Origin of the sequence: Marinobacter sp. Hex_13 (assembly GCF_001566815.1) — a bacterium.
Lineage (GTDB): Bacteria > Pseudomonadota > Gammaproteobacteria > Pseudomonadales > Oleiphilaceae > Marinobacter > Marinobacter salarius.
In genome coordinates, this window is record NZ_LSMM01000051.1 from 17163 (window position 1) to 43462 (window position 26300).

A 26300-nucleotide genomic window follows, 5' to 3' on the forward strand; every position below is an offset into this window, starting at 1 on the left:
CATGAAAAGTCTCTTCTCCAATCTGTTTGTCCAGGATTCGAGCAATGTCTTTGCCGAAAACCGGCTGCTCAAATTTGGGTTTGTGGCTGTGGTGATTTTTGCTGGTCTTCAGACAGCCACAATTTCATCGAAGCTAGATGAACAACGCGTTCACCTTATCCCCATTGGTGGGCAAGGCGACTTCGTTATATCAGGATCCACGGCATCTGATGATTACTTGCGCTCGATGAGTCGTTACATCGTTCATATGGCGGGCGACCTTTCAGCCGCCACTGCCAGAAGGCAGCTGAATGAGTTGTTGCCACTCATTCACCCCGACGAATACTCCCGTTATCGCGATCTATTTACCCGACTGGCAGATGGTATTGAGCGCTACCCGACAGTCTCCTATGTCGTTCAATGGCGCGGTAATCGAGACATTAAAAAAGTAGGCGACGACACCATTCACGTTGCTGGCGTGAAAAAGCGGATTGTTGGTGACTCGGTGACCAGCACGGAAAACGTCACCTACCAGATCTCTTATTCATTCGAGCAAGGAAGATTTTGGCTTACCGGCATCAAGGAGGTATCGAACGATGCTTAATAAACAATTTTTCAACGCGGCACTGGCCGTGATGTTAGTAAGCTTGCCGGCGCTTGCTCACACCCAGGTAGTGAAGCCTGATGTTGTCACACCAGTGGAAATGTCCAATCGAGACATCAACAGAGTTACCTGTGTCGACGGTGCAATTAACGATGCTTTTTTCTCTCAAGAGAAAGGGATCGTGGTTGAGAACAACGGGAATAATAGCTTCATCAAATTTCTGATTCAGGATGATGGGCTGCACCAGGAATATGTTTCAGCGCGATCCGAGTTCTATCTGGTTTGCGCCGGCGAGATTTACACCTTAATGGTGTCTCCAAAGGACATTCCCGGGCAAACAATCCGCCTTTCTACAGGCGCGAAAAACCGCATCAAAGGCAACCAGGAACTGCTCTCTCCCCTTCCCGATGAAGAGCGCGCAGTCTATCTGACTATGGCGGCCCTTGAGGACGACATCCCGGACAGCTTTTCGGTCAGCACAAACACGAACAGTGAATGGGTGTCCCGCATGACCGCCGGCAAGCCAAACACACAACTTGCGTTGCGCCGGACTATTCGAGTGGATGGGTTGGGGCTTTCCTTAAAAGAGTTTTTGGTCAGAACCAGCACCACGACCACCTTCAGCGAGACGGATTTCCTGAGCTCGGCCATTGGCGAATCGATCTTTGCGGTAACCATGGATCCGCTGAGCTTGGAACCTGGCCAAGTAGGCCGTTTGTTTGTGGTCTCTAAGGAGGGCTTCTGATGAAGACTTGGTGGAATGGCCTCGGAGCCGAAGACAGACTCAAGTACCGGAAATATAGCATTGCCGCTGGTTTCCTCGCTCTCTTGCTGTTCGTTTACTATGCCTCCGGTCAAGACGAAAAAGAGCCAGTCAAAGAGGTTGAAACGACAGACCTATCTCTAGGTGCCGATCTCCTGGAAGACGACATCCGTGCAAAAGTAGACAAGGATTTGAAGCACGTCGGCGAGACACTTGCCGAAATGGAGCGTCGACAACGCCAATATGACTCTCTGCTTGCGGCGCTTGAGACCTCTCAGAACGATTTGAAGCGGCAGGGTCAGGGTGAAGAAACCGGAAAAGAGGAAATGGTGAATCCCCTTTCCGACTTCGAAGCCCCGGAAGCCGGAGGCGAAGTATCTTATCCGGAGCCTCCAACCTATGTTCCCAGTTATAGCGCGTCCGAATCCTCCCTCAACGATATTCCGGTTGAAGCGAGAATTGTCGGCGGTATTGGCCGTGCCCCTGGTGCCGACTTTCAACCGGAGACAGTTTCAAAAAAAAAGAATTCGATCTACATGCCACCCAGCCACATGCCTGCAATTCTGCTGACTGGTATTCGTGCCCTTACTTCGGAACTAGGTGACGCAAACCCTGAGCCTGTAATGCTTCGGGTTCAGGCGCCGGCGGTGCTTCCAAACAGTGTCAAAGCCAACCTGAAAGGCTGCTTTGTCATCGCCAATGCGACGGCAAATCTCGCTCAGGAGCGTGTAAACCTTCAGTTGGTCAGTCTTTCCTGCATGAGCCTGGATGGAACAGCGGTCATTGATCAGCCAGTTCAGGGGTTCGTCGCTGACAGTGACGGCGTGCGCGGGCTTACCGGTCCAGTTGTTTCAAAGATGGGCGCTCATGTAATGCGGATGATCGTCGCAGGCCTCTTCGAGGGAGCAGGAAACGGCATTGCGGGTGCGGCTGCTACAACCTCGACTTCGGCGCTTGGAACAACACAAATCGTCGACACAGACTCAATCGTTCAATCCGCCGGCGGTCAAGCTCTCAAGTCTGGCTCTGAAGCCGTCCAAAAACTGTTTTTGGATCTCGCAAAACAAACCGTTCCCATCATTGAGGTCGGCGCAGCCAAAAGGCTGACCGTGGTCATCCAGAAAGGAACGGATCTCAGCATTATGGAGAAAGGCTAATGAAAAAATTTACTCTGCTGTTAGCGGTTAGCCTCTTGGGCGGCTGTTCTCTGGTGCCTTATGAAAACGAGTTCTCCTGCAACCTACAGGACAACTTTGGAAAATGTATCTCTGTCGAAGATGCTTATGAGGAGGCGGTGACGGGGGTAGAAAAGTATCCGCACATGACCAGGGCGTCCGAGCAAGCGCGGCAAGCCAGAGCGGAGCGAAAAAACAAGTTGGCTGGATCCCAGCGTGTAAAGGAGCAACCAATCGCTGTGTCGACATCCTATGACGCGCCGACGCCCTCTCACACAGAAGATCCTTCTTTTGCGCCCCCTCAGTCAGCATACAGCGGCTACCGCGACCAGGTTTATGATCAGCTTGGAACCATGATTCAGGCGCCTCGGACGCCTATGATCAAACCTCCGCGATCAGTCCGCACCATGATTCTTCCCTACTCCAGTGAACTGAAACGCAACCGGCTATACATGCCCCGATTCGTCTACAGCATTGTCGAGGAACCGCGTTTCGTTATGGGCCAATACCTTTATAAGAAGCCGGAGCTTACTGACTCTCTGATTGACCAGGTGCAAGGGAGCAACCAATGACCGCTGAAGAGAAAGTAGGCCCCCTCTCAAGAATCTGGTCGTTGATCGTTGGCGACAATGGCGGCATCACGCACAGGGACCTTAAGCAAGAGCTTCGCCGAAACAAATTTTCTGACTTTTTACCATGGGTAAGTTTCGATGAAGAGCTGGGCGCCTTCCAGACCCTGGATAACCGCTACGGCTACCTTTTCGAGATCTGCCCTCTCACCTTTTTGGGCGGGCGTGACCTTAAACAATTAGAAACGTTTTTATCGGTCACCTACCCGAAAAGAACCCAGATCCAAATCATGCTGGCGCCTGATCACAATGTGAACGGCATCCTTCAGGCCTATTCGCGCAACAAACAGCGCCGAACACCTCTGCTCCAGAAATCCATCGAGCAATACACCAGCTTCCTAAAAGCCGGCACAAAGGGAATGCGGTGCTATCACGGCATTCCCGTTCGAAATTGGCGAGCGTTTGTCTGCATCAAGACTGTGAAACCTCTATCAAGTGAAGTGCTGTCGATCGCTGAAGAAACCTTGCAAGCCGCCCATCTTGCGCCCGCGCGGATGGGGGCAAATCATCTAGTTGCCTGGGCACGGCAGTTTTTCAACGATGCCGACGCCGATCCGAACGGCAATGTTGATTCCCGGCTTCCGCTGCGAAAGCAGATCATCAATGCTGAAACCAAAATTGAGTTCTCAGGTGGCGAAAAACCGTTTCGCTTGGGCAAGCGCTTTGGTCGAGTGATTACGCCAAAGGTTAACGCAAAATCCATCGATACCTTCACCACCAACACCCTGACCGGTGGCGTAATGGGCGCACCGGATGATCCCGATCAGATAACCACGCCTTTTATTTTCAGTCTCAACATTGTTTTCGAAGACATAAAAACCTCTCTGCACCAAAAGGCCAGCGCCACCATGGCGCAAAAAGGCACAGGCTCTTTTGCAAAGGCCATTCAGAAAAGAACTGAGGAGTTTAGCTGGGCTCTGGACAAGCTCGAATCGGAACGGTTTATGACAATCATTCCATCCTTGGTCATCCTCGGAGATACCGAAGCGGAATGCATTGATTCGGTGTCGCGCGCCCGTCGACTCTGGGAATCCAAAGATTTCGTGATGCAGGAAGAATCGGTGCTTGAGAAACCGATGCTGATTGCCTCTTTGCCGTTCGGTCTCTATGACATCGATAAAAACATCGGCTTGCTGGACCGACATTTCTACGCGCCACTGAGCGCCGTGGCTCGTTTCATGCCCATTCAAGGCGATTTTCGAGGATCCAGCGACCCCGCCCTACTCTACGTCGGGCGCAAAGGGCAGCTGGTCGGCATGGACGTGTTCGACAAGCGAGCACCCAACCATAACTTCCTCATTGCCGCCGGTTCGGGTGCGGGCAAGTCCTACACGCTCAACGATCTCTGCAAAAACTATTACGCTGCAGGCTCATTGGTTCGAGTAACCGACATTGGTTACAGCCTTCAGAAGCAATGCGATATGGTCGGCGGCCGGTTTATGGATTTCGGCAAAGAGCGGATCACGATCAATCCGTTCAACACCAACTCCAAGGATGAGGATGACCGAAACGCGGACCTCATGACCACCGCCAACATCCTCGCTGAAATGGCATATTCCGCTTCTCGCCAACCGCTGCACGAAACGGAATGGACGTTGATCAAGGAAGCCGTTCGTTGGACTGCAGACCGCGGCGACATCGTCAACGGAATCGATGCTGTTCAACACTACTTGAAGTCCTATCCAAAACTCGCCTCTGACCAGGGCGAACCGCTGCCTAGTGCGGTCTCCAAGGCTCACGAACTCGCCTTCAACCTGCACGATTTCACGACGAAAGGCGTGTACGGGCGTTTTTTCAATGGCGCCGGCGGATTCGATATTTCGAACGATGGTTTCGTAGTCCTGGAGCTTGAAAAGCTTTCAGGTCAAGCCGAGCTGTTCAACGTGGTGATTATGCAGGTGATGAACTCGGTCACCCAGGATCTTTACCTTTCCGATCGCTCCGAACAACGCTTCGTGCTATTCGAAGAGGCCTGGCGATACTTTTCAGATTCCCGGGGGGAGGAGAACAACCGACTCGGCAACCTGATTGAAGAGGGCTATCGCCGCGCCCGCAAGTACTCCGGGGCCTTTGGCATTGTTACGCAGAGCCCGCTGGATCTCCGGAAATTCGGCCCTGTCGGACAGGTCATCAAGAATAACGCTGCATTCAAGTTTTACCTTGAATGCGAGGACTACGCGAAGGCTGTAGATGAAGGGGTTCTCGACTACGAGGGCCTGGCTGTCGATCTCCTGACCTCCGTAAAAGCCAACAAACCCAAATACTCTGAGATCTTCTTTGATACACCGTTTGGCCGGGGTATCGGCAGGCTGTCTGTGGATCCCTGGAATCACTGGATCGCAACGTCCGACGGCAAGGAGGTTGCCAAATATAACGCACTGATTGCTCAGGGTATGACGCCAGCTCAGGCGGTGTCCAAACTATCCGGAGTGCCACTTTAATGGATCGCTGGATTCTGCTCGTCCTCATAGGACTTTTACCGGGATTTGTATCGGCAGATCCGGCATCCGTCACTGAGGCCGAGACCACTGTGGGCAATGCTAGAAGCAGCTACGGAAGCGCCGAAGCCATCCAACAGAACTTCACTACACCTCTGATGTCTGCCGACGCCATGAAGACGTTCGATGGCCAGAGCTTCGATGCCAATTTGGGCTGCAGCGGCTCTCAGAAGTTTTTGGAAATATTCGTTGCACCCTCGGCCAGCGGTGACATTGGCACCTTGACGGTCTCTCAAGATAGCGACCTGGACGGCACGATTGATCGGGTATTTACACCAGGGGTTCCGGTGTCCGGTGTATGTGCAAACGGAGCTGTTTCGTGTAACGCAGGGACCTGGGACAACTGCTCGGGACTGTCTTGGGTGGTGAACGGCTCAGGCGAAATCGGCATGACCCCGATTCCCCTAAACAAGCTGGGCGGGTGCTATTGCGTGAATAACTCATGCGGGACTGGCCTAGTTATGAGCAACTTGGACAAAGTCCTTAATGATTTGGGGGGAGGCGCAACCGGTGCGCTGACATCGCAAATGGACTATCTCACGGTTTCCGAAGTGGGTGTGACCGGACCGATGATTAAGTTTTACGCACAGAAGGCCGGTGACTGCGCTGCGGGCTCGCCAATGCTGAAAGCCTACAACAGCACGCCGGGTAACCTCGCCAGCGATGCTTTCTCCGCCTCTGCCGCTGATCCGGAATTTAATTTGATTACGACATCTCCGGCCGCTACAGCGGACCCTGTCCAAATCAAAAGCTGCCAAATAACCCGGAACGTGCCAGTGGAAGAAGTCACACTGAACGACATCATTGAATATGCCGGCGGTTCTGGAAACATTTTTCCATGCGGCCCAGATTGCCTTCAGCTTTCATTAGGGCAAGTTGGCGACAACTATTGGGCGGGTAGCTGCAAAATGTATGAGCGCCAGGTTCAATTCAATGTCTTGGACCCAAGCCGGATTTTGGAAGCAAAAATCAACTACGCAAAATTCGATGACTGGATGCAGATCTACGCCGATGCCGACCTGCTTTGGAATGGCCCCTACGGAAACTGGACAGGTACCGGACGACCACCGGGCGCTTGCGAGCTCTCAACCAACTGGGTCCGCTCGCCAAATGTCGACTTTAAGAGTTATCTGACGGGTGGACCCGTCGACTTCAAAATTAGAGTGGAAGTTACGGGGAATGGCGAAGGCTACGCGCTCGCAAAAATAAAGGTCGATACCGACTGTAAACTCAAACCTGACACCATTTCAAACAGCTGTAGTGCATACCAAAGTGACCCTGAATGCACACTCATGGAAGAACAAGTGGACGGGGTTTGGACATATCAGAATTTCGTCAATACCGGTCTTACTCCGTTGCCGTCCACCCAAGTGATCAATGGTTCAACCTGCTCGTTTACACCTACACGCCCCTGGTGGCAAAAAACGCGCAAATATCGCTGTCAGGTCACCGGTACATACGATTTCGATGACGCCCTCGAACGGGCTGACAACGTTCAAGCCAGCACCACGAACACTGGCTATCAAGACTATTTGAAGCAGTCTAACGGTAGTGTTCTGACGCCGACAGAAAGCCTTTCTGTTCTGGAGGAGGTTTCAGTGCCTGCCTGCACACAGGCATGCAAGACCAGAAAGCCGCGCTTAGCAACTGACGCGGTTCAGAACGGCGTCGTGCAGGAGAACCGCACAGACCCCAATACCTTCGATTACTTCTTCCACGAGTGTTCCGCTGGCGTTTGTCCGGCTGGACCCGGAGAGACAGTCGTTCAGTCGTGTGGATGTCTTAATGAATTCGCAGAAGCCGCAGCAACATTGCAGGCCGTTCGCCAAGCATCAAGGGATACGATATGCAGTTCAGGCACAGCCAACCCGCTTTAATTGGACTTTTAAGCCTCTTTCTCCCTCTCGGCTCAGTTTATGCGGCCAACTGGTCCTGTGGCCAAGATCTCAATATGAATGGTGATCTTGGCCAACCAGGTGAGACGGCTTCATGTTTTGAATCGCCAAGCGGGGGAGCGCTATGTCCAATTTCCGCCGTTGACTGTAGCTCAAGTCAACAAATGGTCTGCACGAACCCGGTTGCTTTGAATTTTGATGTAAAAGTCGCTCGGCAATTCGGGTCCTTCACGGTCGGATTCGATCTCAAGACTGGTGCCGTAACATCAGGCCCCACTGGCTTGGTCGCACAGATCCCAACGCTCGATTTCGACAGCATTTGCACAAACAACAATCCGATCAGTGCTACTGGTTCCACAACTTGGGACGCCCCGAGCCTATCCGGTACCAACTTCCTGGGCACAACGCTTGTGAACCTAGTGACCGCCCCAAGCTGTGCAAACGGTTTAGTCGGCACAATCCAGATCACTGACAATTACACTGGGGGCCTCCCCTCACAAGCAGGCGGACAAGTTTCTTTCTCTACCACATCTGAAACCTGCGCCCTAGAAACCCAGCACGCCTGCCCTTTAGGTAACAGCTATTCCTGCATGGAAAACGCCGCCGGACAACAACAGTGCAGCCCCAATGCCTGTGTTGATCTGGCAACCCAAGTGCCGGTGGTCGACGACATCGATACTGGAATGTATCAGGACGATGGCACGACCGCAGCCGATGGAACCTGCCTGGGACAGATGATGATTTTTGCAGGTAGAGCAATGAGGTGTGATAAAGCAGGAGTATCTACCGCGTTTCAGAATTGCTGCAAAAACACAGGCAAAGTGCTTGCGGATGACACCGGCGACTCTGGTTCCCCGACCCAGATGATTACTTCAGTCTACGACTCAATTACGCAGGGTAAATCGGAGTATGAAGCTGCGTTGGCCGCCGGCGCACCTACGATGGTGGCGGCGAATGCGGCGGCCACGGTGGCTGGGGATGTCATGGCAAACTATGGCGTAGTCGTAGATCCAACGGCCATGGTCGGCGCTGTAATCGACTACTTCACACAGTCCTGCGATCAAACATCTACGGAAACGGGTGTTCTTAATGGCTCAGGGTTTTGCTACGAGATTGGAGAATACTGCCGGGAAGAATGGGAATTTGTTGGGTGCGTCCAAAAAGCAAAATCGTATTGCTGTTTCAATTCGAAAATGGGTCGCATCATCCATCAACAAGGCCGAGCGCAGCTCAACTCTGTGGCCGGCTTCGGTACCCCGGAAGCTCCGAACTGTCGCGGGCTGACACCCGAGGAGTTCCAATCAATCGACTTTTCTAAGATCGATTTCAGCGAATATTACGGTGACCTGGTACCAGACACCATGACTCAAATTGAAGGGAAGATTTCTAATGGTGTTACGGATTTTTATAACAGTAATCAGTAGCTGTCTTGCCGGATCCCTGATTGCCGCCGAATCCCACGTTCTTGGGCGCACCTATGAGATTGTTGAACCGGATGCACTGACTGAGATCCAGAGCAAGGTGGCTCAAGTTGATTGGGAAACAGTGATGAGTGACGGTGTTGCGCGCAATGCTGCCGCGCAAGCCGTGTCTCTGCCTCGCGCGCGGGAAGACCGCATTCGGTACCACATTCCTTATTACACGGCCGAATTCGATGTTAAGGACCAAAATGGGCAAATCATCTATCCAAAGGGATTCCAATTTAATCCCCTGGAGCATGTTCGTCTTCCCCAGCGGCTTATGTTTATCTCAAAAGATGACCTTGCCTGGGCACAGGATCACCTGAAATCCACGGATATGGTCATGATCACCTCAGGTGATTACCGGGCTATCGCCATGGCTTTGCAGCGCCCTGTTTTCATTCTTACCCCTCCTGTTCGCGACCGACTCTCACTGCAGTTTGTTCCATCGATCGTGACACAAGAGGGCAGCACCCTCCGAATCGAAGAACACTCAATCAATCTCTAATTTTCATATAGTGCTATATACTCACATATATTGTTAGGCTAAACTTAGGGAAATTCCCGGACGTTTCTAGCCATGATGAGTATTCGAGCAATCTTGCTTCTTTTAACACTGATAGGGGCTTACACGGCCCCTCAATCAGCCCTCGCGTCCAAATGCCCCTCTGGCGTCCTGAATCCTGTTACGGACGTCTCTTGGCAGTGCATCTTCCCGATTCGCATTGGCGGGCTGAGCATCGGTAAAGGCGATTCAGGAATGCCCGATCCTGGTGCTGACTCCCCTTCCGTGCTCTGCAGCTGTAATTCAGGAGCGATCAATCGATACGGCATTGGTATTTCTATGTGGGAGCCCGCACGGCTCATTGATACCGTTTCAGATCCCTACTGCATGATGCCTCTCGGATTCAAGTTGATGAACACCGGCGGGAAACTGGGCGGATCGCACATGCAGGAAGATGGTCAGTCCAAAACCTTCCAGCAGATGCATTACTACTTCTTTCCCGCATTTAGCATCTTGGGGCTGTTCTATGACATCCCCTGCATAGCAGAGCGAGAATTCGACGTAGCGATGATGACTGAACTCATCCCTACCTGGAACAACGAAATTCTCTCGCTGATGATTCACCCCGAGTCGTTGCTGTTCGCCAACCCGGTCGCTCAACTGGCGTGCGCTGCGGATTCCTCTGGCGCCTTGGTTGGAAGGCCCGTTAATTCCCTCTTCTGGTGTATGGGATCGTGGTCAGGAGCCTATCCCCTGGCCGGGTCAATAACCGGCACGGATTACGTGACGGCGAATGCCGGGATCGCAGCCCGCGGAATCTACTTCATGGCCCGGATGGGACTACTAAAAGAATCCTCCTCAGATGGCTGCTATACCGCGCCAGTTCCCATTTGGTCCAAGGACAAATACAAGCTGCAACTGATGAAGCCTGTTCGGGACGATAGCTGCCGGCCGATCGGTCAAACCGGTTTGTTGTGGAGCCATTACAAGCACCCCCCCGCAGGCGGTGACAATTTTTCATGGATGGTGTTTAGGAGGCTCAACTGCTGTGTTTCTTATTAAAAGTAACCTGGGGTTTGCCCTAACCCTCTGTCTAATGAGCCCATTAGCCTCTGCGGAATCGGATGCCATTCCCACACTTCCCGATCAGATCAACGTGCCGGAGGAATACCTGGCGATCGCGAAACAGGCCAAAGAACGGGTGATGGATTCACCGGCGATGAAGGCCCGCGTCTCCGAAGTCATGCAGGAGGTGAACAGCGACCAATGGCAAGCCCGAAAGAATGAATTTCTCAGTCTGCTTCGGGCCGATGCTGGCCTCGATGCTGGCGATCCTGAAAACCCAGACCCTAAAGCAACTGGCTCCCGCGCCCTGCTATTCGTCTCAAGCTCCATTCCGGAAATCACCTTGCGGAATTACGCCAGGGATCTCGAAAAGGTCGGTGGTGTGATGGTGATGCGCGGCATGATCGGTGGTCTCAAGAAAACACAGCCCACCATGGAATTCATGGCCAAGGTTCTTCGCAAGAACCCGACGTGTGAGGGGCCAAAGTGCGCAATGCGAGGGCTTGATGTCGTCATCGATCCCATCCAATTCAGGAATCACAACATCACCAAAGTCCCCGCCCTGGTCGTTGAGCAGAACTTTGATTTTCAAAGTTATTGCGAGAAAGGCGCTGCAACCCCCGGAATGCGACTGCCCGTGGTTTACGGGGATTCAAGCCTACAAAGTCTCCTGAAACGCTTAACCACGATGACCGGCGGCGCACCGGCCGAATCCATTCTTGCCAAGCTGGAGAACCCAAATGCTCAATAATAAAGTGAAAAATGTCCTTCTCACTTTGCTTGTAGGGGCGCCTCTTGCCTTTGCAATCTCCTTCGTTTCAGACCACCTCAATATCACGGTCTCTGAGTCTGTCGATCACAGAATTTTTTGGGAAACCGACGCCATTGCCGGGCCAGGCGACTATGCGACATTCGAGCTTTCTCATGAATTGGCGGGCCATGAACCTGTGTTAATCAGCAAAAGGCTCATGTGCTGGGAGGGTCAAACAATAACCCAAAAGGATCTTGAGTTTTTTTGCGATGGAGAGTCTCTGGGGCGCGCCAAGACTGAAACGCTCAAAGGCGATCCTTTACCCCTATTTTCCTATTCGGGAGTAGTACCTGCCGGCAAAGCTTGGGCCTATGGATCGCATCCCGATTCTTTCGACTCACGGTATTGGGGTTTTGTGGACGTCTCCAAAACCAAGCGCCTCAAAGCGATCTTTTAAGGAGCCAACCCATGAAATTTGTACTGACACTGCTCTTGCTCGCTCTTGCTGCCTCACAGGCAAACGCCATCCAGCAGCCGAACCAGGATACTCAGATCAAGGGGTATCACTGGTATGAAGAACCGGTTAAGCCTTCTAGCGAAGAAGATCCCGATAAGAAGGAGAGGCAACCACTTCCTCCACCGCCACCGGCAGCGGAGATGATGGATATGCACCCGGATGACTTAAAAGCCATGCTCGAAAACTACCTGAAGGAAGCTGTTTGGCTTAGAACTCCGGAGAGTGTACTTGCTTATTATCGAATTCAGGATGTCGTGCGCCGCAAGGCTGCCGGATTTACGGCCGTGTCCAACATGGTCATGCTGCAAAATCCAACTCTCAGCGGTGCATCACAATACCCGATTACTTCCCCAGGCCGAAAAGCGGAACTTCAGCAGCGCGCCAATAACCAGGCTCAATACCTAGAAAACTTCAGGGGCAAATATGCCCTAGCACTTTTCTCGACTGAAGAGTGCCCGTACTGCTCGCCTCAAAGAAACATTCTCAAGTTAGTGTCAGATCGCACCGGGCTTGAAACTACTGAAGTAAATATAAACAAAAACCCATCTGCTCAAGCGCGATTCGATGTCCAAGTGACCCCGATGGTTATTCTCATCGAGCGTAATAGCGAACGCTGGATGCCAATTGCAGTTGGGGTGGAATCAGCCACCAAAATCACCTCAAACGCATATCGCGCCATCCGCTATTTGAGAGGCGAGACATCCCCAGAGCAATTCCTCACCCCCGAATATCGTCAGGGTGGATTCTTTGATCCGGGCGCGCCAAAGGGAGAATCGTTCTGATGAAAAGGCTTATCCTCCCAACCCTAATCCTTTCGCTTTCCGCGCCAGTGGCCTCCGCAAACTGGACGGATGACTGGTTTGCTTCATCCACGTCCAGTGGCGCGTCAAGCTACAAGAACCAGCAGCGCGGTTTCTACTCTGCAGGCTCCTATTCAGCCCGCTTCAACGTGTCCAACGACCCGCTTCTCACTATTTCTCCCCCCAGGGTATCTGCAGGGTGTGGTGGTGTTGATCTTTTTCTTGGCGGGATGTCGATGCTCGACCCGGATTACCTGGTCGATAAGCTTCAGAACATGATTCAGGCAGCTCCTGCCGTCGCTTTCGACACAGCAATGAAAGTGATGAGCAAAGAACTCTCTGAGACGATGAAAAGTTTCGAAAAAATAATCAACGACTTGAACGGAATTCAGATCAACGATTGCCAATTTGCCAAAAAGCTTGGCGAGCCCGTTGGCGATTTTATCGGGACCGCAGCCAGCAACCGTCTCAAAGCCCTGGATAGCAAAGCGGCCACCGCACTTGGGTCAGTTACAAGCTGGTATGAAACGACTGAAAATCAAGTAGCAGCCAACCAGGAGCCATCCGTCGACGTCAAGCAGCTTACTGCCGATTGCCCGACCCAATTCAATAACATCTTCAAGACTGGCTCCCTACTACAGAATGCCGCTGACGAATTCGGTTTCCAGTACGTCGATACCATGCGTGGATTCGTGGGTGATGTGATGATCAACGCAACGGCAGCCGTAAAAGCCCCCGTCATCGAACCGATTAGCTCATGCCCCAATAACGACGAATCCAGCATCGATGATTTCGTTGTCGGCAATGCCGAAAAGAAAGTCAACGGTGCGGGTGGACCTGTTTGCCAAACGGATTCAGCGACTCCAGGCGGTCTTCTGGCGCTAGTGAGCAATCAGATGAATGCGATCGCCACCAAAATCGAGAACAAAACCGCTTTAAGTGCAGCAGATGAGGCGTTCCTGACCTCTTCTCCGATCCCAATCCTGCCAATTATTGTCGATTCCATTGCACTGGGAGACAAAGCAATGGCGATCGCTCTCACGGAAGAAGTCGTCGCCTATGCCTATGCGTTTTATATGGTCGATGATCTCTACAACACTATCGACAACATGATCCGCGAAATCGACGCGGTTATGAACAGCACAGGCGCCGCCGGCCCACAATGCGACAGAACAGTTTACGCCGAGGTTGCCGACCATCTAACCGGAATAAAAAAAGACGCTTACCAATTCCGAATGGCCGCGCGAACCAGCTATCTCAAAAAAACCCAAGAGCAGATGGCACACATCGCATTTACCGCTGCCCAGGCTAAGCGACAAGAAGAAGTTCTTCGGCGCAATGCAGAGGACATCACTCAATGAAGCGCACACTTCCGATAATCGCTCTGATCCTCGTGGCAGCGCTACCAAGCACAGCGTTTGCCCTGGATATGGATTTCTATACCTATGACGGCTTCACGGAAACGGTAAACGCCTTTAAACGCATTTCACTGGTATTTGCGAATAATCAGTACACCACATTATTCGCCGTGGCCGTGGTACTCGGCCTGTTACTCGGTGGTTTGTTCACAGTCGGTAAAGGCATCATTAATTTCCAACAGTCGGCCACTGGCCTCAGCCTGTCCTGGTTAATGACGACCTTAATTGGCGTGGCTGTCTTTAAAGCATTGATCACTCCAACCGGCACTGTGCATGTATATGACCCGGTCCGAAATGCCTATGAAGCTGTGCCAGACGTTCCTGATTTGATTGTTTTGGTCGCTGGTATGACCAACAAAGCGGAGCGGGCAGTTCAAGAGATTGTGGATGCCTCGGCCGCTCATCCCTACGGGACAGAGGGAATGGGTGTTGGCTTCGAGCTCCTGCTCAACGCAACGTCGGATAAAACCTTTTCCTCCGATTATTACCTCCAGAAGTCTATCCGACAGTATTTCAAAGACTGCTCAAAGCTTGCTCTTGTCCTTCCCAGCTACGCAGTGGATCTTGCCGAGATTAAAAGCGGCACGGACGACTTGCTGAACCAGTTAGCCGATATGAAATCGCCTGCGATGTTTACGACCATGTATTCCTCTGGCGCGGGCAAGGCCGGCACAGTGATGAGTTGCTCAGACGCTTATGACAATGTCCTGGCGCCGGCTCTAAACGCCGCGCCAACATACGATGAGCACCTGAATTCCGTTTGTACCAAAACCGGCTTTGATATAGCCGTACCCGCACAAAAAACAGCGTGCGAAACAAAGATTCAAAACATGAATCTTAACGTGTTTGGAGCCGCAGCCGCCCCACCTGCGCAATTGCTTAGAAACGTGGTCATTAGTAATGCAATCGCCAGCGTTATGCTTGATGAAAACCCAGATGCGGGGATCCGCGCCTTAACCAACCGGTCCATGGTCAACAACGGACTTGGAATTGCTGTTAGCGCGAACGAGTGGATGCCAAAGATTAGGGCTTCAGTTACCGCCATAGTGTTGGGACTGATCCCGATTCTGGCACTTTTCATTGTGACGCCACTATTCCCCATGGCCCTGAAGCTTATCGTGGCTCTTCTCGGCTGGATAATGCTGTGGGGGGTCATGGATGTGATCTTGGCACAAATTGCGGTCGACCAGGCCTACGATGCCGTTGACGAAATTCAGCGTCACAACATGGGGCTATCCGCAATGTTCCTTGCCCCCGAAAGTGCAACCCAGGCGCTTTCTCTTTTTGGAAAAGCCCGCGGCATGGGTATCACCATTTCGGCTTTCATCGCCGCCATGCTCTTCAAGATGTCGCCCTATGGCCTGACGTCTCTGGCTGGAAATTGGTCGGGGCATGCTGACGGCGCAGGCTCTGACGCAGCGAACAAAGCTCAGTCCCCTGTAGAAAGCATGAACCATTTGAATTCGCTTGCGAGTGCTCGCGGATCCGCAAACCTCATGGCCGAGACCGGGTGGAACAATATCGCCTCTGTTTCTGAGCACAATCAAGCAGAAAGCCACTACCGAGGCCTCGAAACGATGTCTGGCATGGCAGATCTTAGCCACACCAATCCGATCACCTCAGGTAAAGCATTGGGCGCATATGGAGCCGGTGGGGTTGTGGGTGGCGTTGCTGGCGCCGTCCAATCCAACGGTGGAGATAGCTCCCCTGAAGCTCTATTCAAGCAGGGGCTAAACACCTCGAATGTAGAAAGCCAATCCCGTCATGGGTCTGCCGCTGGACGCCAAGAATCAGCAGCGACTATGGGCTATGGGTCTGTCCACGCCCAAGCTGCCTACGACACCGCTCTTGCCGTTTCCAATACAAGCGCCGACAACTTGCGCACAGGCACTATGTTGGATCGGATCATCCAACAGCATCCTGGAATGGAAAAAGGAGAAGCTTTCGAAGCTCTTGCGATGGCGAGAAACGCCGATCTTTGGGGGCAACTGGACTCTACGAATTGGCACCCGAGTGAGTTGGTTACTTTGGCTGAATTTACTTCCAATTTAAATAACTCACAAACCAGGGGTGTAATGGGTTATATGGCCGAAACTGGAATAACTCCCTCTGAGATTTATGAGTCTGTGGGTGCTAAGCGAGCGGCTACCGCTCACGGCGAAAAGGTAGCCTTGGATCAGCTAACACCGCAACAGTTCGCAGTGGCTAGCGCCTTCGAGAACATCAAGCAAGTTGCGTATGCCGAAGCAGGCGTTAACCAGGGAATCAACCAGGAAAATGGTGTTGAGGGTTACTTGCGGGATTCTGCTCGTCTTCAGCACGCCAGCACTGGCGCTGGCATTGAGCGCGCAAACACCCTTGAAGGGAAAACCGGGTGGTCTTGGGAAGAACAAGCACAAAGAGAAACATCCGCCAATTTTGGCTCCTTTTACTTCTCCCAAGAGGAAATGCAGAAGGGAATTGATACAGGCTGGTTTACAGAACAACAGGTTGCTGCAAGTCCTAATGGGGCCCGAGTCACCCTGGCCACGGACGGCAGCGGTGGCGTGATAAATAGCAGCGCCCTTTCCGGCCATAGCGCTACCCACGACGATCGTATAACCAAGGATAGCCGTTATTCTGAAACTGACTCTGTCTACATCGACACTGGCGGTCGAGTTGACACACCAAGTCTTGCCCACCTCGCTCTTAGCAGCGATCCGGAAGATACCCGTAACCTGGCCAATATTCTTGAGAAAATTCAGGGAGACGGCGAAGAGGGTAACCGCTTCGCCGCGATATCCCGCCTTACCCAAGTCCTGGATTCTATTAACACCAGCACAATTACTGGTGACGACAGTATTGGTACCCGAGCTGAAGGCGGTGTTTCCACTGGCATGCTAGAAAACTTTGGTATCACTGGATCGATCACGGGCCACACCAGTACCGGCATTCAAGAAACAGAAAGTACCAACATGAACCGCGAACGAATTACGCGGATGGCTGAGCAAACCTTTGAAATTTTGAACGGCGATGAAGTCCGTCCTGGAGAGGATGCATCAATGGCCGCCGCAAAATATGTTCAGTCAGAATTCCAGTCCTATAAAGCCGAAAGCCGAGATGAGGCTCAAACAGCATTCGATTTCTTCTCCAACCTCGATGACCCGGAAATCAATCCCCAGCAGGAAGATAACGGCGTTGACAGGCGAGGACGGCGCCGATGAGAAAACACTTTCAGGCATTCTTATCAGTTGCACTAACCCTAACTCTCTCCGGTCACGCCATCGCTGACATTGATAACTGTTTCATGGAAGCCGCCGGCCGCTACAAGGTCCCGGCAAAGTTATTGAAAGCAATTGCTCTTGTGGAAAGTAATAACAAGACCGATGCGATCAACGGCAAAAACAGTGATGGCTCCAGGGATTATGGATTAATGCAGATCAACTCCCAGCATTTAGAACGGTTGCAGCCCTACCGCATAACAGCTCCTGTTCTGGTTCGCGATCCTTGCACCAATATCCATGTAGGCGCCTGGATCCTTGCCGAAAACCTCGTCACCACAAAAGGGAACCTGTGGGCCGCCGTGGGAGCCTATAACGCAGGATTCTCAACCAAACCAAAAGTACAGAAAGCCCGCCGACAGTATGTGGCGAAAGTCCGCAATGCCCTTCAACGTATTGGAGAATAGAATATGGAACCGCAAAAAAGCACGGAACAGACCTTGATTGAGGCCTTTACGCAACAGCAACGGGCGTTCGCCGATGCAATAATGACAGAGACTCGAAAGACGCGGCGTAGTGCGAACTGGCGAACCTTTGCGTTCGTTCTGGTGATTGTGTCCATATTCGCAATCAACTTGCTCTACAGCACAGGGATTGTTGGGGGCACCACAATTCCAAAAGACGGCAAATACGTCTCACTCGTGCGCCTGGACGGACCTATCGAAGCAGGCAAGCCAACTTCGTTCCAGCAAATAGAGAACCACCTTTACCAGGCGTTTCACGACAAGGACGCTAAAGGCGTTCTTTTGGTCATTAATTCGCCGGGAGGCACGCCTGTCCAATCGCATAAGCTCTACAAATATCTGCAGGACTTAAAGGAAGAGACTGGCAAGCGTCTGGTCGTTCTGGGTGATGATATGCTCACTTCAGGCGCCTATATGGTCGCAGTCGCAGCCGACAAAATATTCGTGAACCCTTCAACTCTCACAGGGTCGATTGGCGTGTTTCAGCAGTCGTTTGGATTCAAAGATCTTGCTGATAAGGTTGGCGTTCATGCCCGCACCGTTGTTGCCGGTGAAAATAAGCGCAGACTGGACCCTTTCCTTGAAACTGATCCAGAAGACCTTCAAAAGGTTCAATCCGTGCTGAACGACATACATCAGCAATTTATCTCAGTAGTGAAGGATTCTCGCGCTGACAAGCTAACTAGCGATCAGAATCTGTTTACCGGGGATTATTGGACAGGACACGAAGCTGTAGAGCTGGGATTAGTAGATGGAATCGAAACCTATCATGGCGTTCTTGAAAAAGAATTTGGAGCGCAACATGCGCTAGATTACACGCAGAAACCAGGCTTATTTTCAAAGCTGCCAAGAGTGGCTGAGGCTTGGCTGGAAGATGCCACGCTGAACATTCTAAACAGCGCTACAAATTCGATACCACGCCTCTAATCACCCTTGCCAATTACAAGCCTCACGTAAGTGGGGCTTTACCCTTTCCATAGCATTAGTCGATTTCCACTCACGACCATAAAGGATATTTTTTTCGATTTCTTTGTACTCACCGTAACTAATGAGCTCCCCGAGCTCATACACAACACAAGCACACCGCTGTTGATCCACTAATGAAATCTCACGACTCGCACCGGCAAGCCCCTCCAAACAGACCTGGTTGAGCTTGGTAATGCTGGTAACTTCCTTTATGGTCCGCACATCGTAGACCCCATCAGAAGATCTCGTAGGTTGTTGTCCCGATACTTGAGAAGTGCCAATGAGCAGAGTCACACACGCCACCCATCGCGCAATTTTCTTTGGCATATCCTTATCTCCTGTGTTTTCCCGTGTTTCCATTGGAGTCTTCTAATGCTACCTGCACTCCACCTCTAACGATGTCACCTTGTATCGCTAGGATTTCTCTAGGGTAAATCACTGGCCAGAAGCAAAATCCAAAAAAGCCAGTAAAAATAACCATCATCATCGGCGGCAAGACCAGGTGCATATCTGCCAGCATAAAATCTGGATTATTATCTGAAGAAAGCCCTGGTGTGAAAAAAAGGATGGCGATCACAGCCGCAACCACAGCCACTGCACGCAATATGCCCCGGGTGAAGTGACAGAATACCCCAAACACCACGGCCAAAGGCACTGCCATTAAAATACCCGCTATAGCCGCCTCATTTACGCTCAGCTCAGGAAAAACCACAGCTTCGGTTACAAACCAAGCCCAAAACGCCATACCAAGCGTCGGCGCGACGACACTTTTCATAAACCCTATTGTGTAAAACATGCTCCATCCTCCTAAAGCGACATTCCTTTATCTGGACTACTCTTGGCCTTTCCAAACGTCTTATCGAAGACATCCTTAACTTTTTGAGCAACCTTCTCCATCCTGGTTTCTTTCACCAGGCCATCAGCAGCAAACATTTTCTCGACGCTCACGTTGCGACCTTCCAATGCACTCGTTTTCTCGCCGGTACGCTCTTCAATACCTTTGGTGAGCTTGGCTCTATCGTCGGTATAAATCCGAGCATCTTCTTTAGCCCTGGACAATCCAACATAGAATGATTTCTGATTAACGAGGTTGCGCCGCCAACTTTCTGCCAATGCCATTGCGGATTTGTAGGTCTGCCCCTGGGCAGAAACAATTGTTGAGGCATAAGCATGGTCCCAATGTTTATCCTCTTTCAGGTCCAGCGAGATTCGACGCCCATCCTGAAATTTTATTATGGCCGTTGACCCATCGATCCGCTCAATTTCCCCCTTTGCACCGTTCTTAAGATCCCGGTCCTTGTCAGTCTTGGTCCACCTTATGCGATCACCCTCTGCCAGGCGCTTATCTTCTTCACGATAAACCTCGACCCCATGCTTGGCACGACCAGCAACTTTATCAGGTCGCCACTCAACTTCCTGACCGTCCTTGTTAGCAAATATTACCTTTTCGCCGTCAACACGAAGGACTTTGACCAATTCATTTCGTTCAACCCCAATGGTTTTAAAATCCCTCGCAAACTGAACCAAATCACCTTTCTGGTAGCCCCGTGAACTTCCTTTTTCTACCCTTGTAAGCCCCAGACTCACCAACGCCTTTAATTCGGCTTTATCTTTCCCCAGGTCGCCAGATTGTTGCAGCTTCTCTCGGATGCCCTGATTCACAACAGCCCGCGTTTCATTATCCGGAACCATCAAAAGTGTGTCTGAGCGGTCCCTGGCGGTCATACCGGCATAGTCATCAATCACTCGTGTCACCAAAGTTTCACGATTCGGGTCTTCGTGAATCCGCCCCGCGACGTTCTTCATTGCTTTAGCAACTTGACCAACCATCGCATCTTTCACTGCTTGCAGAAGAATCGGATTGTTCTTCTGCCGCTGGATTTCAGTCATCTGAGCCGTCTTCATGCCGCCTCTTACGAGCTGCGCGAACGGTTTACCCCACTCAACTGAACCGATCTGCGCGTGGTCACCAACCAACGCAACTCGGGCACCTTCCTTTCGAGCGTAGGTGAGCAGATCAGCCATTTGATTAGCGTTTACCAGAGAGCCTTCATCGACAATCCAGAGCTTCTTCTGATCCAGTCCCTTTCCGCCCTTCCCTTCCTCTTCCCGCGCCAATGCGTAGAGGTGGCTGGCAAGCGTTTGACTCCGAATCCCAGAGCCTTCCATTAGCGAATCGCTTGCAGATCCTGTTGGGGCAAAACCACGGACCGAGTATCCCTTCCCCTCTGCGACCTCGCGCACCGCAGATAGCATGTAGGTCTTACCAGTACCGGCATAACCTTGAACGCCAACGACCCTATCTTTCCCATTCAAGATGGTTGTTGCACCCTCCATCTGACCCCTGGTGAAACCCAAAGATTGTCCGTATTCCTTGACCGCTCCTTTGCCGGATATCGGCTTTAATTCATTTTGGCCAGTCTTCACCAGATCTACGATATACCGCTCTTTCTTTAGAGCTTGGGGGGTGGTGAGATACGCCTCATCCCGCGAAACCCCAGTGGCGTGAAGCAGGACTTTTTCCTGCTTCAGGCTGCGTACTGCCTGTTCTACGTCCTTAATACTGTGGTTGCCTACGCCCCACGCAAGGGTCATCTTGACCAGTTCACCTTCTGAGAAAACGGCCTCACGTTCCGCCAATTTCTTATAAGCAAAAATCGCGTCGTCTTTAGCGCGATCAGGACTGTCCCTTTCAGCACTTGGCCGCGCCTCGGGGATGGTAGGAACCGTCAAACGAGCTTCTTGAAGCTCGCTCCGCCACCGTTCCTGCAATACATCTTCTGTCGTGTACTGCTTCGAATCGCGCGTCATTAATGATGCCCTATCCATGGCTTTGGCACCCTCCAGACCCCTTTCCTTTGCGGCAGCCTCAATATCCTTTCGCCGCTTGGAATAAAGATCTCGAAGCTCCTGAGACACCTCTTGAAGCTCAAACGTGCCGTTCTTGCCGCGCTCAATTGTGTAACCGAGCTCCTGGGCTTTCATGGCAAGTTCAGATCGGTATACCTGTCCTGCAGCCACATTCGGATCGTACATTTTCCTGCTTTCGATGGATCGCCACTGACCATCATTCCTCAGCGTAGCGTTCAGTATCACGCTATGCGTATGCAATTGAGGATCCAGCGCCCTACTGGTCGTGTGCGTAAATGTCGCCGCAGCGAGGTTCTCAGTGCGTACAAACTGCGAAACCCCTTCTGAGGTATTCCGGGCTCCAACCAGCCTATCTTCTATGTAACCGACAGCCGATTTGACCGCTTCTTTATGAGCGGCCATCAGCCGCTCATCACCTCCCATCAGCGCCATAATCGAAACGGATTTAGGAGCTGAAAACGTAAAATCCCAACCTGGTTTATGTTCCAAGCCACCTTTCCCGTCCGACCGCCCCAGCGTGTCTCCAGTTGGCAACCGGCCCTCCAATGCCTGCTGAAATACCTTAATGTCCACCGGCCCTTCCAGGCCCATTAAGGCGGCACCCTTACCTACCCATTCGCTGGGAATTACCTCTTTCTCGCCGTTTTCATTTTTGCCGTAGTAATCCGCATCCTTGTAATAGGAACCAGCCTGTTTCGCGCTCCCGAGCGCCTTAATCGACAACATCAGAACAGCGCTCCGTCGACGTAATCATTTTTCTTCGACTCAACAGGTGCAGTCGTCTCTGAATTCCCATCCTTCGCCTCCGGAGCGGCTTCGACCGCTTCAAGCAGATCACCCTTCAAATCGCGGTGGATGAAGCCCTCGGCAATTTTCTTCAGCGGCTTTCGCTTAAGTTTGAACTGTGCCACCGGGAACGAACGCCCAAGCTTTAAATAGCCCACCAGATCTGGCAAAAACTGGATCTCCGTGGGCAGAACAATGGGACGAACATGACGCTGACGATTCAACGAAACACCATCACGAATGTCATTTACGCCGTAAGAAATGCCTTCATTAGTCTCCAATTGTTCGATGCTTCCTAAACCAAGACTGGCCCACTTGGCCGATCGCTCTTCGTTGAACCGAAATACAGCCCAGGTCGAACACATGCCGGCCAGTGTGTCGGCTTCGTCGCGACCATAGATCGACACCAATTGGGGGTAGCTCTGGACTCCCAATACCCCGCATCCACCGAACTTCCTGGACTGCGCCAGTGTGTCCGTAATCGTGGGAAGCCTGTTCAAGCTTGGCAGCTCATCGATCAGCAACCAGATCCTCCGGTCCCTGCATGGTTCCATACTCAAAATCGCAGATGATGCAGTATCCAACCACGCGGTTATTAGCGGCTTAACAACGTCCTTTTGGTCGTCTTTTCGAGTGATAAAGACCCACTGATCACCATCGTCGTTGCGCACCCATTCCTTGATAGAAAACGTCGGCCCATTATCCTGGAGGTACTTCAGCGGTCTGATGTAAGTGGCCATAACCGCTCGAACGGATGACGCCATTTTCTCAGCACCTTCAGACAGAATTGACGCGCCTTCTGTGCCTTTCAAAAAGCCGATAATTTCCTCCATATCGGCATTCAGAATTTTGTCCACTAGCAACTTATTTGATCGCTGGGGATGGGTTGCCAGCTTTCGAGCCATAGCTGCAAAAACAATCCGCGCGGCGGTAGCCCAGAAAGGATCGTTAGACTTCTGATCAGGAATGAACGAGGTCGCCAGCTGATCAAACTCATAATCCTCTTTACACTCGGTCCAGATGTCCCAAGCACGCCCCCTGGCGTCAAAAGGACTCAAGATCACGTCATGCCCTTCGCGATAGAAGTTCTCGACCATTTCGCCGGATGGGTCGTAGAAAATCGCACGCTCACCCCGTTTCCGAATAACCTCCGCCATTTCTTTATAGGTGACAGATTTGCCTGTCCCTGGCGCACCCACAATCAAAAAGTGAGCCGGCTCTGAATCCTTGGGGATCGGTATATTCGCGACGGTCATTCCGCCTGTTTTCGTCGTGCGCTTTATCGCTTTTGTCAGCTCCTTTGAATCGACTAGCTTCCCGCCACGAACAAATTCCTCGTTGGCAAAGTCCTCACCAGTGCTATTGAGGAATCGCCAGGCCACAAAACCAAAAACCGCCAATGCCAGAAACCCAAACACCACGCCAAAGGCCAGAGCATGTGTGCTTCGATCTAGCACTCGATGAATTTCCTGGTTCCGCAGGAAACCCACCGCCGGAATAGTCCGGCTACGACCGTCGGGGTAGGTAACAGATACGGTCGCATCGTCAATCTTCAGCCCTTCATATTTCACATAGGCTTCGATGTAACCGACTGCCAATGAGCGCTCAAGGGGCGTCGTTTTGACCCAATAGGTCGTCGCAATCGCCAGTACAAATAAGATCAAACAGAGCCTGGAGAATTGGACGACAACCTGCCAGATCATGCGCAAGTAATGGATGGTTGTCTGGCCACCGCGCGTGAAGTTACCGATGTTGGAGCCCCTGAAAATACTCATCTAGATCATCCCCATCCGATCAAGCATTGAGCGAGCATCCTCTCGCGCCTCAGCAATCAAGCTTTCGTTTTGAGCACCCGCGAACCTCTGTGTAAGACATAGGGATTGGACCCCAATCTTTATAAGCGCGTCGATCTGCGCCTGGGTACCCTCGCTGGCAGCGACACCCCGCTCAATCAAGATGCGCCACATTTCCGCCTCAGTGGCGATCCCTCGTTTTTTCGTTTCCTGTTTAACGAATGCGATCGTTTCTTCCGACACCCGAATTGAAACAGCTCTCACGGCTACAGCTCCTTATAGCTTTATATTTATTCATATACTAGTATAAAGAGCGTATGCGCGCCAGCACTACTGAAATCAGGGCCCGTACTCGGAGGCGCATACCGCATCGCCCACAGGGCGTATGCGCTCTAGCCCTTGTGCCACAAGGGATAGAGTAAAGCAGCGTCAGCTGCGTAGGGTGTGACGAAACCAAGGCGACCGCGTCGCTGAGGTCCAATCCCCTGCTCCATCCTGGTGTTTTAGGCACCGGGATCTTTATCAGTAAACCAACGGTAAACCACAGGTAGACCAGGAGAGTTCGAAATGGCAAAGCAGTCAGTATTTATTAAGTCACGCGAGGATACGGTAACCGTCTCAGCCAAGGTGCCACGCTCGCTCAAACTCCGAGCCGATAAGCTACGCGATCAGATCCAGGAAATTGACGACGAACTATCGTTTGATCTTTCTGTTTTGATCAGAGACGCCATTGAGGAAGCTGTCGACAAAGGTGAGAAGGAATTAACCAGGTTAAAGAAGACGGTGGAGAAAGAATCGAACAACGCGTTCGGATCCTCTAACACTGAGCAACCGACGGAAACGCTTTGATCGGCGTGGCCGCCGTCCAGGTGGCCACGCCCAGCTCAAAATCCAGACACAAAAAAAGGGCCTCGCGGCCCTTCATTGTTTGCCCTCTCAGGCGGCTTGGTCCTCCCTTTCGCTTTCATGGGCTGCCAGGTACTCAAAACACAAATCGTGTGCCTTCTGTGCCAACGTGGCCGCTTTGAAAAGGGCTTTCCTGTCAAAGTCCAGGATTCGGATCCAGTGCGCCAGATAGCTCTTGTGCTGCAAATCACCCTGTAGACCAATCCGGCTGCACATCATCCAGCTACCCAACTCGGCGACCAGCTCCTCAAAGGCGTACGCGTCAGAGCCAAACTTACCGACCAATTCCCGATTCAGGCGGCTTTTGTGACCAGTCGCGTGAACCATTTCATGCAGGCGTGTGCAATAGTAATCCTCGCCCTTAGCGAACTGTTCACGGGTTGGCATTCTGATGATGTCGAGGCTTGGGATATAGCAGGCCTGATCGCCACCATGGCGAGTCTCGATCGGAAACGCCTCACAGATCGCTTCTGCATCTTCGATGGGAGCCCAGGTCGGCTCAACCTCAGGTGTTTCAAAGCCTTCAAACTGTTCGCGATTGAATACCGTGAAAGCCTTCATCACGGCATAGGATTCTTTCTCGCCGGTGTCGCTGTTCTCTTTCTCCATCGGCTTAAAGAAAATACAGGTTGTGCCCTTCTCACCTTTACGGACAAAAGCGCCTTGCTGCTTGCCCTGCTGGAAGGTCATCCACTGGTTTGATCGGTAGCCTTCAGCGCGTGCGCGCATGGCTAACAGAAGAACGTTCATACCGTTGTACGGCTTGCCAGTCGTACCGTTTACCGGCATGGCAAAAGATCCGTTTGATGTCCATGGACAAACCCAGGGCTTAACACCTTCTTTCAGGGCTGCCAAAAATTCTGAAGTGATTTCTTGATAGAGGTCGCGCTTTGCCATCGTGGGAATCTCCTAACTCGCCTCGATAACCGGCGGCGAACCCGGAGGCCAGCACCCCGCTGACCATGTGATTATTATCGGTTTTCCTTCCCTGTCTGTCAATCTCTTTGTATACCTTTCAAAGAATAAAAACCCATATAAATCAGCTCTCTTTGTGCATCTTCGTCTAACGCCATACTTGTCTTTTGCAGTGCGATGATCTTGATTGTCCGGATGCCGCCGGGATCGGGCAGAGCCCGACTTAGATTCAGCGCGGCTTCGCCGCCACATCGTTGGTGAATGCTGACCAGGCCCCTGC

General features: G+C 51.9%; 24 protein-coding genes. 17 read left to right on the forward strand and 7 right to left on the reverse strand.

The features are described from left to right. The first annotated feature begins 1 nt into the window (after position 1). The 16 genes from AXW11_RS13385 to AXW11_RS13460 all read left to right on the forward strand — a co-directional run bounded on the left by AXW11_RS13385 (position 2) and on the right by AXW11_RS13460 (position 18710). Positions 2–583, forward strand: coding sequence for a TraE/TraK family type IV conjugative transfer system protein (locus tag AXW11_RS13385; RefSeq protein ID WP_091643631.1), 582 nt, complete (start codon positions 2–4; stop codon positions 581–583). Further along, on the forward strand, positions 576–1328 hold the full coding sequence (locus AXW11_RS13390; RefSeq protein WP_091643634.1) for a TraK domain-containing protein: 753 nt from the start codon (positions 576–578) through the stop codon (positions 1326–1328). Before AXW11_RS13385 ends, AXW11_RS13390 begins: the two co-directional genes overlap by 8 nt. Next, entirely contained in the window at positions 1328–2503 is a 1176-nt protein-coding gene (locus AXW11_RS13395; RefSeq protein ID WP_091643636.1) for a TraB/VirB10 family protein, read from the forward strand. Before AXW11_RS13390 ends, AXW11_RS13395 begins: the two co-directional genes overlap by 1 nt. Continuing rightward, a complete protein-coding gene (locus tag AXW11_RS13400; RefSeq protein WP_091643639.1) occupies positions 2503–3093 on the forward strand; it encodes a TraV family lipoprotein in 591 nt (196 codons plus the stop codon). The genes AXW11_RS13395 and AXW11_RS13400 overlap by 1 nt, the downstream gene beginning before the upstream one ends. Further along, the gene (locus tag AXW11_RS13405) at positions 3090–5591 is read left to right on the forward strand and encodes a TraC family protein (protein ID WP_091643642.1); all 2502 of its coding nucleotides are present in this window, start codon (positions 3090–3092) and stop codon (positions 5589–5591) included. The genes AXW11_RS13400 and AXW11_RS13405 overlap by 4 nt, the downstream gene beginning before the upstream one ends. Then, positions 5591–7525: a hypothetical protein gene (locus tag AXW11_RS13410; RefSeq protein ID WP_091643644.1), complete on the forward strand. Its 1935-nt coding sequence runs from the start codon at positions 5591–5593 to the stop codon at positions 7523–7525. The genes AXW11_RS13405 and AXW11_RS13410 overlap by 1 nt, the downstream gene beginning before the upstream one ends. Further along, positions 7495–8967, forward strand: coding sequence for a conjugal transfer protein TraN (traN, locus tag AXW11_RS13415; protein ID WP_091643647.1), 1473 nt, complete (start codon positions 7495–7497; stop codon positions 8965–8967). The genes AXW11_RS13410 and traN overlap by 31 nt, the downstream gene beginning before the upstream one ends. Beyond that, complete coding sequence (locus AXW11_RS13420) at positions 8933–9511, forward strand: hypothetical protein (RefSeq protein ID WP_091643649.1); 579 nt, start codon at positions 8933–8935, stop codon at positions 9509–9511. The genes traN and AXW11_RS13420 overlap by 35 nt, the downstream gene beginning before the upstream one ends. Before the next feature lie 72 nt (positions 9512–9583). Then, complete coding sequence (locus tag AXW11_RS13425) at positions 9584–10570, forward strand: TraU family protein (RefSeq protein WP_198412809.1); 987 nt, start codon at positions 9584–9586, stop codon at positions 10568–10570. Continuing rightward, a complete protein-coding gene (locus AXW11_RS13430; protein ID WP_143071169.1) occupies positions 10557–11324 on the forward strand; it encodes a type-F conjugative transfer system pilin assembly protein TrbC in 768 nt (255 codons plus the stop codon). Before AXW11_RS13425 ends, AXW11_RS13430 begins: the two co-directional genes overlap by 14 nt. Continuing rightward, entirely contained in the window at positions 11314–11781 is a 468-nt protein-coding gene (locus tag AXW11_RS13435) for a S26 family signal peptidase (RefSeq protein WP_091643655.1), read from the forward strand. The genes AXW11_RS13430 and AXW11_RS13435 overlap by 11 nt, the downstream gene beginning before the upstream one ends. An 11-nt stretch (positions 11782–11792) precedes the next feature. Further along, positions 11793–12623, forward strand: coding sequence for a conjugal transfer protein TraF (locus AXW11_RS13440; RefSeq protein WP_091643658.1), 831 nt, complete (start codon positions 11793–11795; stop codon positions 12621–12623). Beyond that, positions 12623–14002, forward strand: a complete 1380-nt coding sequence (locus tag AXW11_RS13445) for a conjugal transfer protein TraH (protein WP_091643661.1) — start codon at positions 12623–12625, stop codon at positions 14000–14002. The genes AXW11_RS13440 and AXW11_RS13445 overlap by 1 nt, the downstream gene beginning before the upstream one ends. Beyond that, positions 13999–17262: a conjugal transfer protein TraG N-terminal domain-containing protein gene (locus AXW11_RS13450; RefSeq protein WP_091643663.1), complete on the forward strand. Its 3264-nt coding sequence runs from the start codon at positions 13999–14001 to the stop codon at positions 17260–17262. Before AXW11_RS13445 ends, AXW11_RS13450 begins: the two co-directional genes overlap by 4 nt. Then, positions 17259–17726 carry a lytic transglycosylase domain-containing protein gene (locus AXW11_RS13455; protein WP_091643666.1) on the forward strand — a complete coding sequence of 156 codons (468 nt, stop codon included), beginning with the start codon at positions 17259–17261 and terminating at the stop codon, positions 17724–17726. Before AXW11_RS13450 ends, AXW11_RS13455 begins: the two co-directional genes overlap by 4 nt. Positions 17727–17729: 3 nt before the next feature. Continuing rightward, positions 17730–18710, forward strand: a complete 981-nt coding sequence (locus tag AXW11_RS13460) for a S49 family peptidase (RefSeq protein WP_091643668.1) — start codon at positions 17730–17732, stop codon at positions 18708–18710. Here AXW11_RS13460 and AXW11_RS13465 read toward each other — a convergent pair whose 3' ends face one another. From AXW11_RS13465 to AXW11_RS13485, 5 genes are read right to left on the reverse strand one after another with little or no spacing between them, the layout of a single operon-like run. Next, positions 18711–19076 carry a hypothetical protein gene (locus AXW11_RS13465; RefSeq protein ID WP_091643671.1) on the reverse strand — a complete coding sequence of 122 codons (366 nt, stop codon included), beginning with the start codon at positions 19074–19076 and terminating at the stop codon, positions 18711–18713. It lies immediately after the preceding gene. Positions 19077–19080: 4 nt separating this feature from the next. Then, positions 19081–19545: a hypothetical protein gene (locus AXW11_RS13470; protein WP_091643674.1), complete on the reverse strand. Its 465-nt coding sequence runs from the start codon at positions 19543–19545 to the stop codon at positions 19081–19083. Between the two features lie 11 nt (positions 19546–19556). Continuing rightward, on the reverse strand, positions 19557–22346 hold the full coding sequence (gene mobF / locus AXW11_RS13475) for a MobF family relaxase (RefSeq protein WP_091643676.1): 2790 nt from the start codon (positions 22344–22346) through the stop codon (positions 19557–19559). Next, positions 22346–24181: a type IV conjugative transfer system coupling protein TraD gene (gene traD / locus AXW11_RS13480; protein WP_091643679.1), complete on the reverse strand. Its 1836-nt coding sequence runs from the start codon at positions 24179–24181 to the stop codon at positions 22346–22348. Before traD ends, mobF begins: the two co-directional genes overlap by 1 nt. Beyond that, positions 24182–24463, reverse strand: coding sequence for a hypothetical protein (locus tag AXW11_RS13485; protein WP_091643682.1), 282 nt, complete (start codon positions 24461–24463; stop codon positions 24182–24184). Positions 24464–24766: 303 nt separating this feature from the next. On the opposite strand from AXW11_RS13485, the gene AXW11_RS13490 reads away from it, so the two are divergent. Then, entirely contained in the window at positions 24767–25048 is a 282-nt protein-coding gene (locus tag AXW11_RS13490) for a hypothetical protein (protein WP_091643685.1), read from the forward strand. 87 nt (positions 25049–25135) lie between these two features. On the opposite strand, the gene AXW11_RS13495 is transcribed toward AXW11_RS13490, so the two are convergent. Beyond that, entirely contained in the window at positions 25136–26002 is an 867-nt protein-coding gene (locus tag AXW11_RS13495; protein ID WP_091643687.1) for an ArdC family protein, read from the reverse strand. 98 nt (positions 26003–26100) lie between these two features. Further along, the coding region (locus AXW11_RS13500) for a hypothetical protein (protein ID WP_286792358.1) at positions 26101–26300 on the reverse strand (200 nt) is incomplete at its 5' end.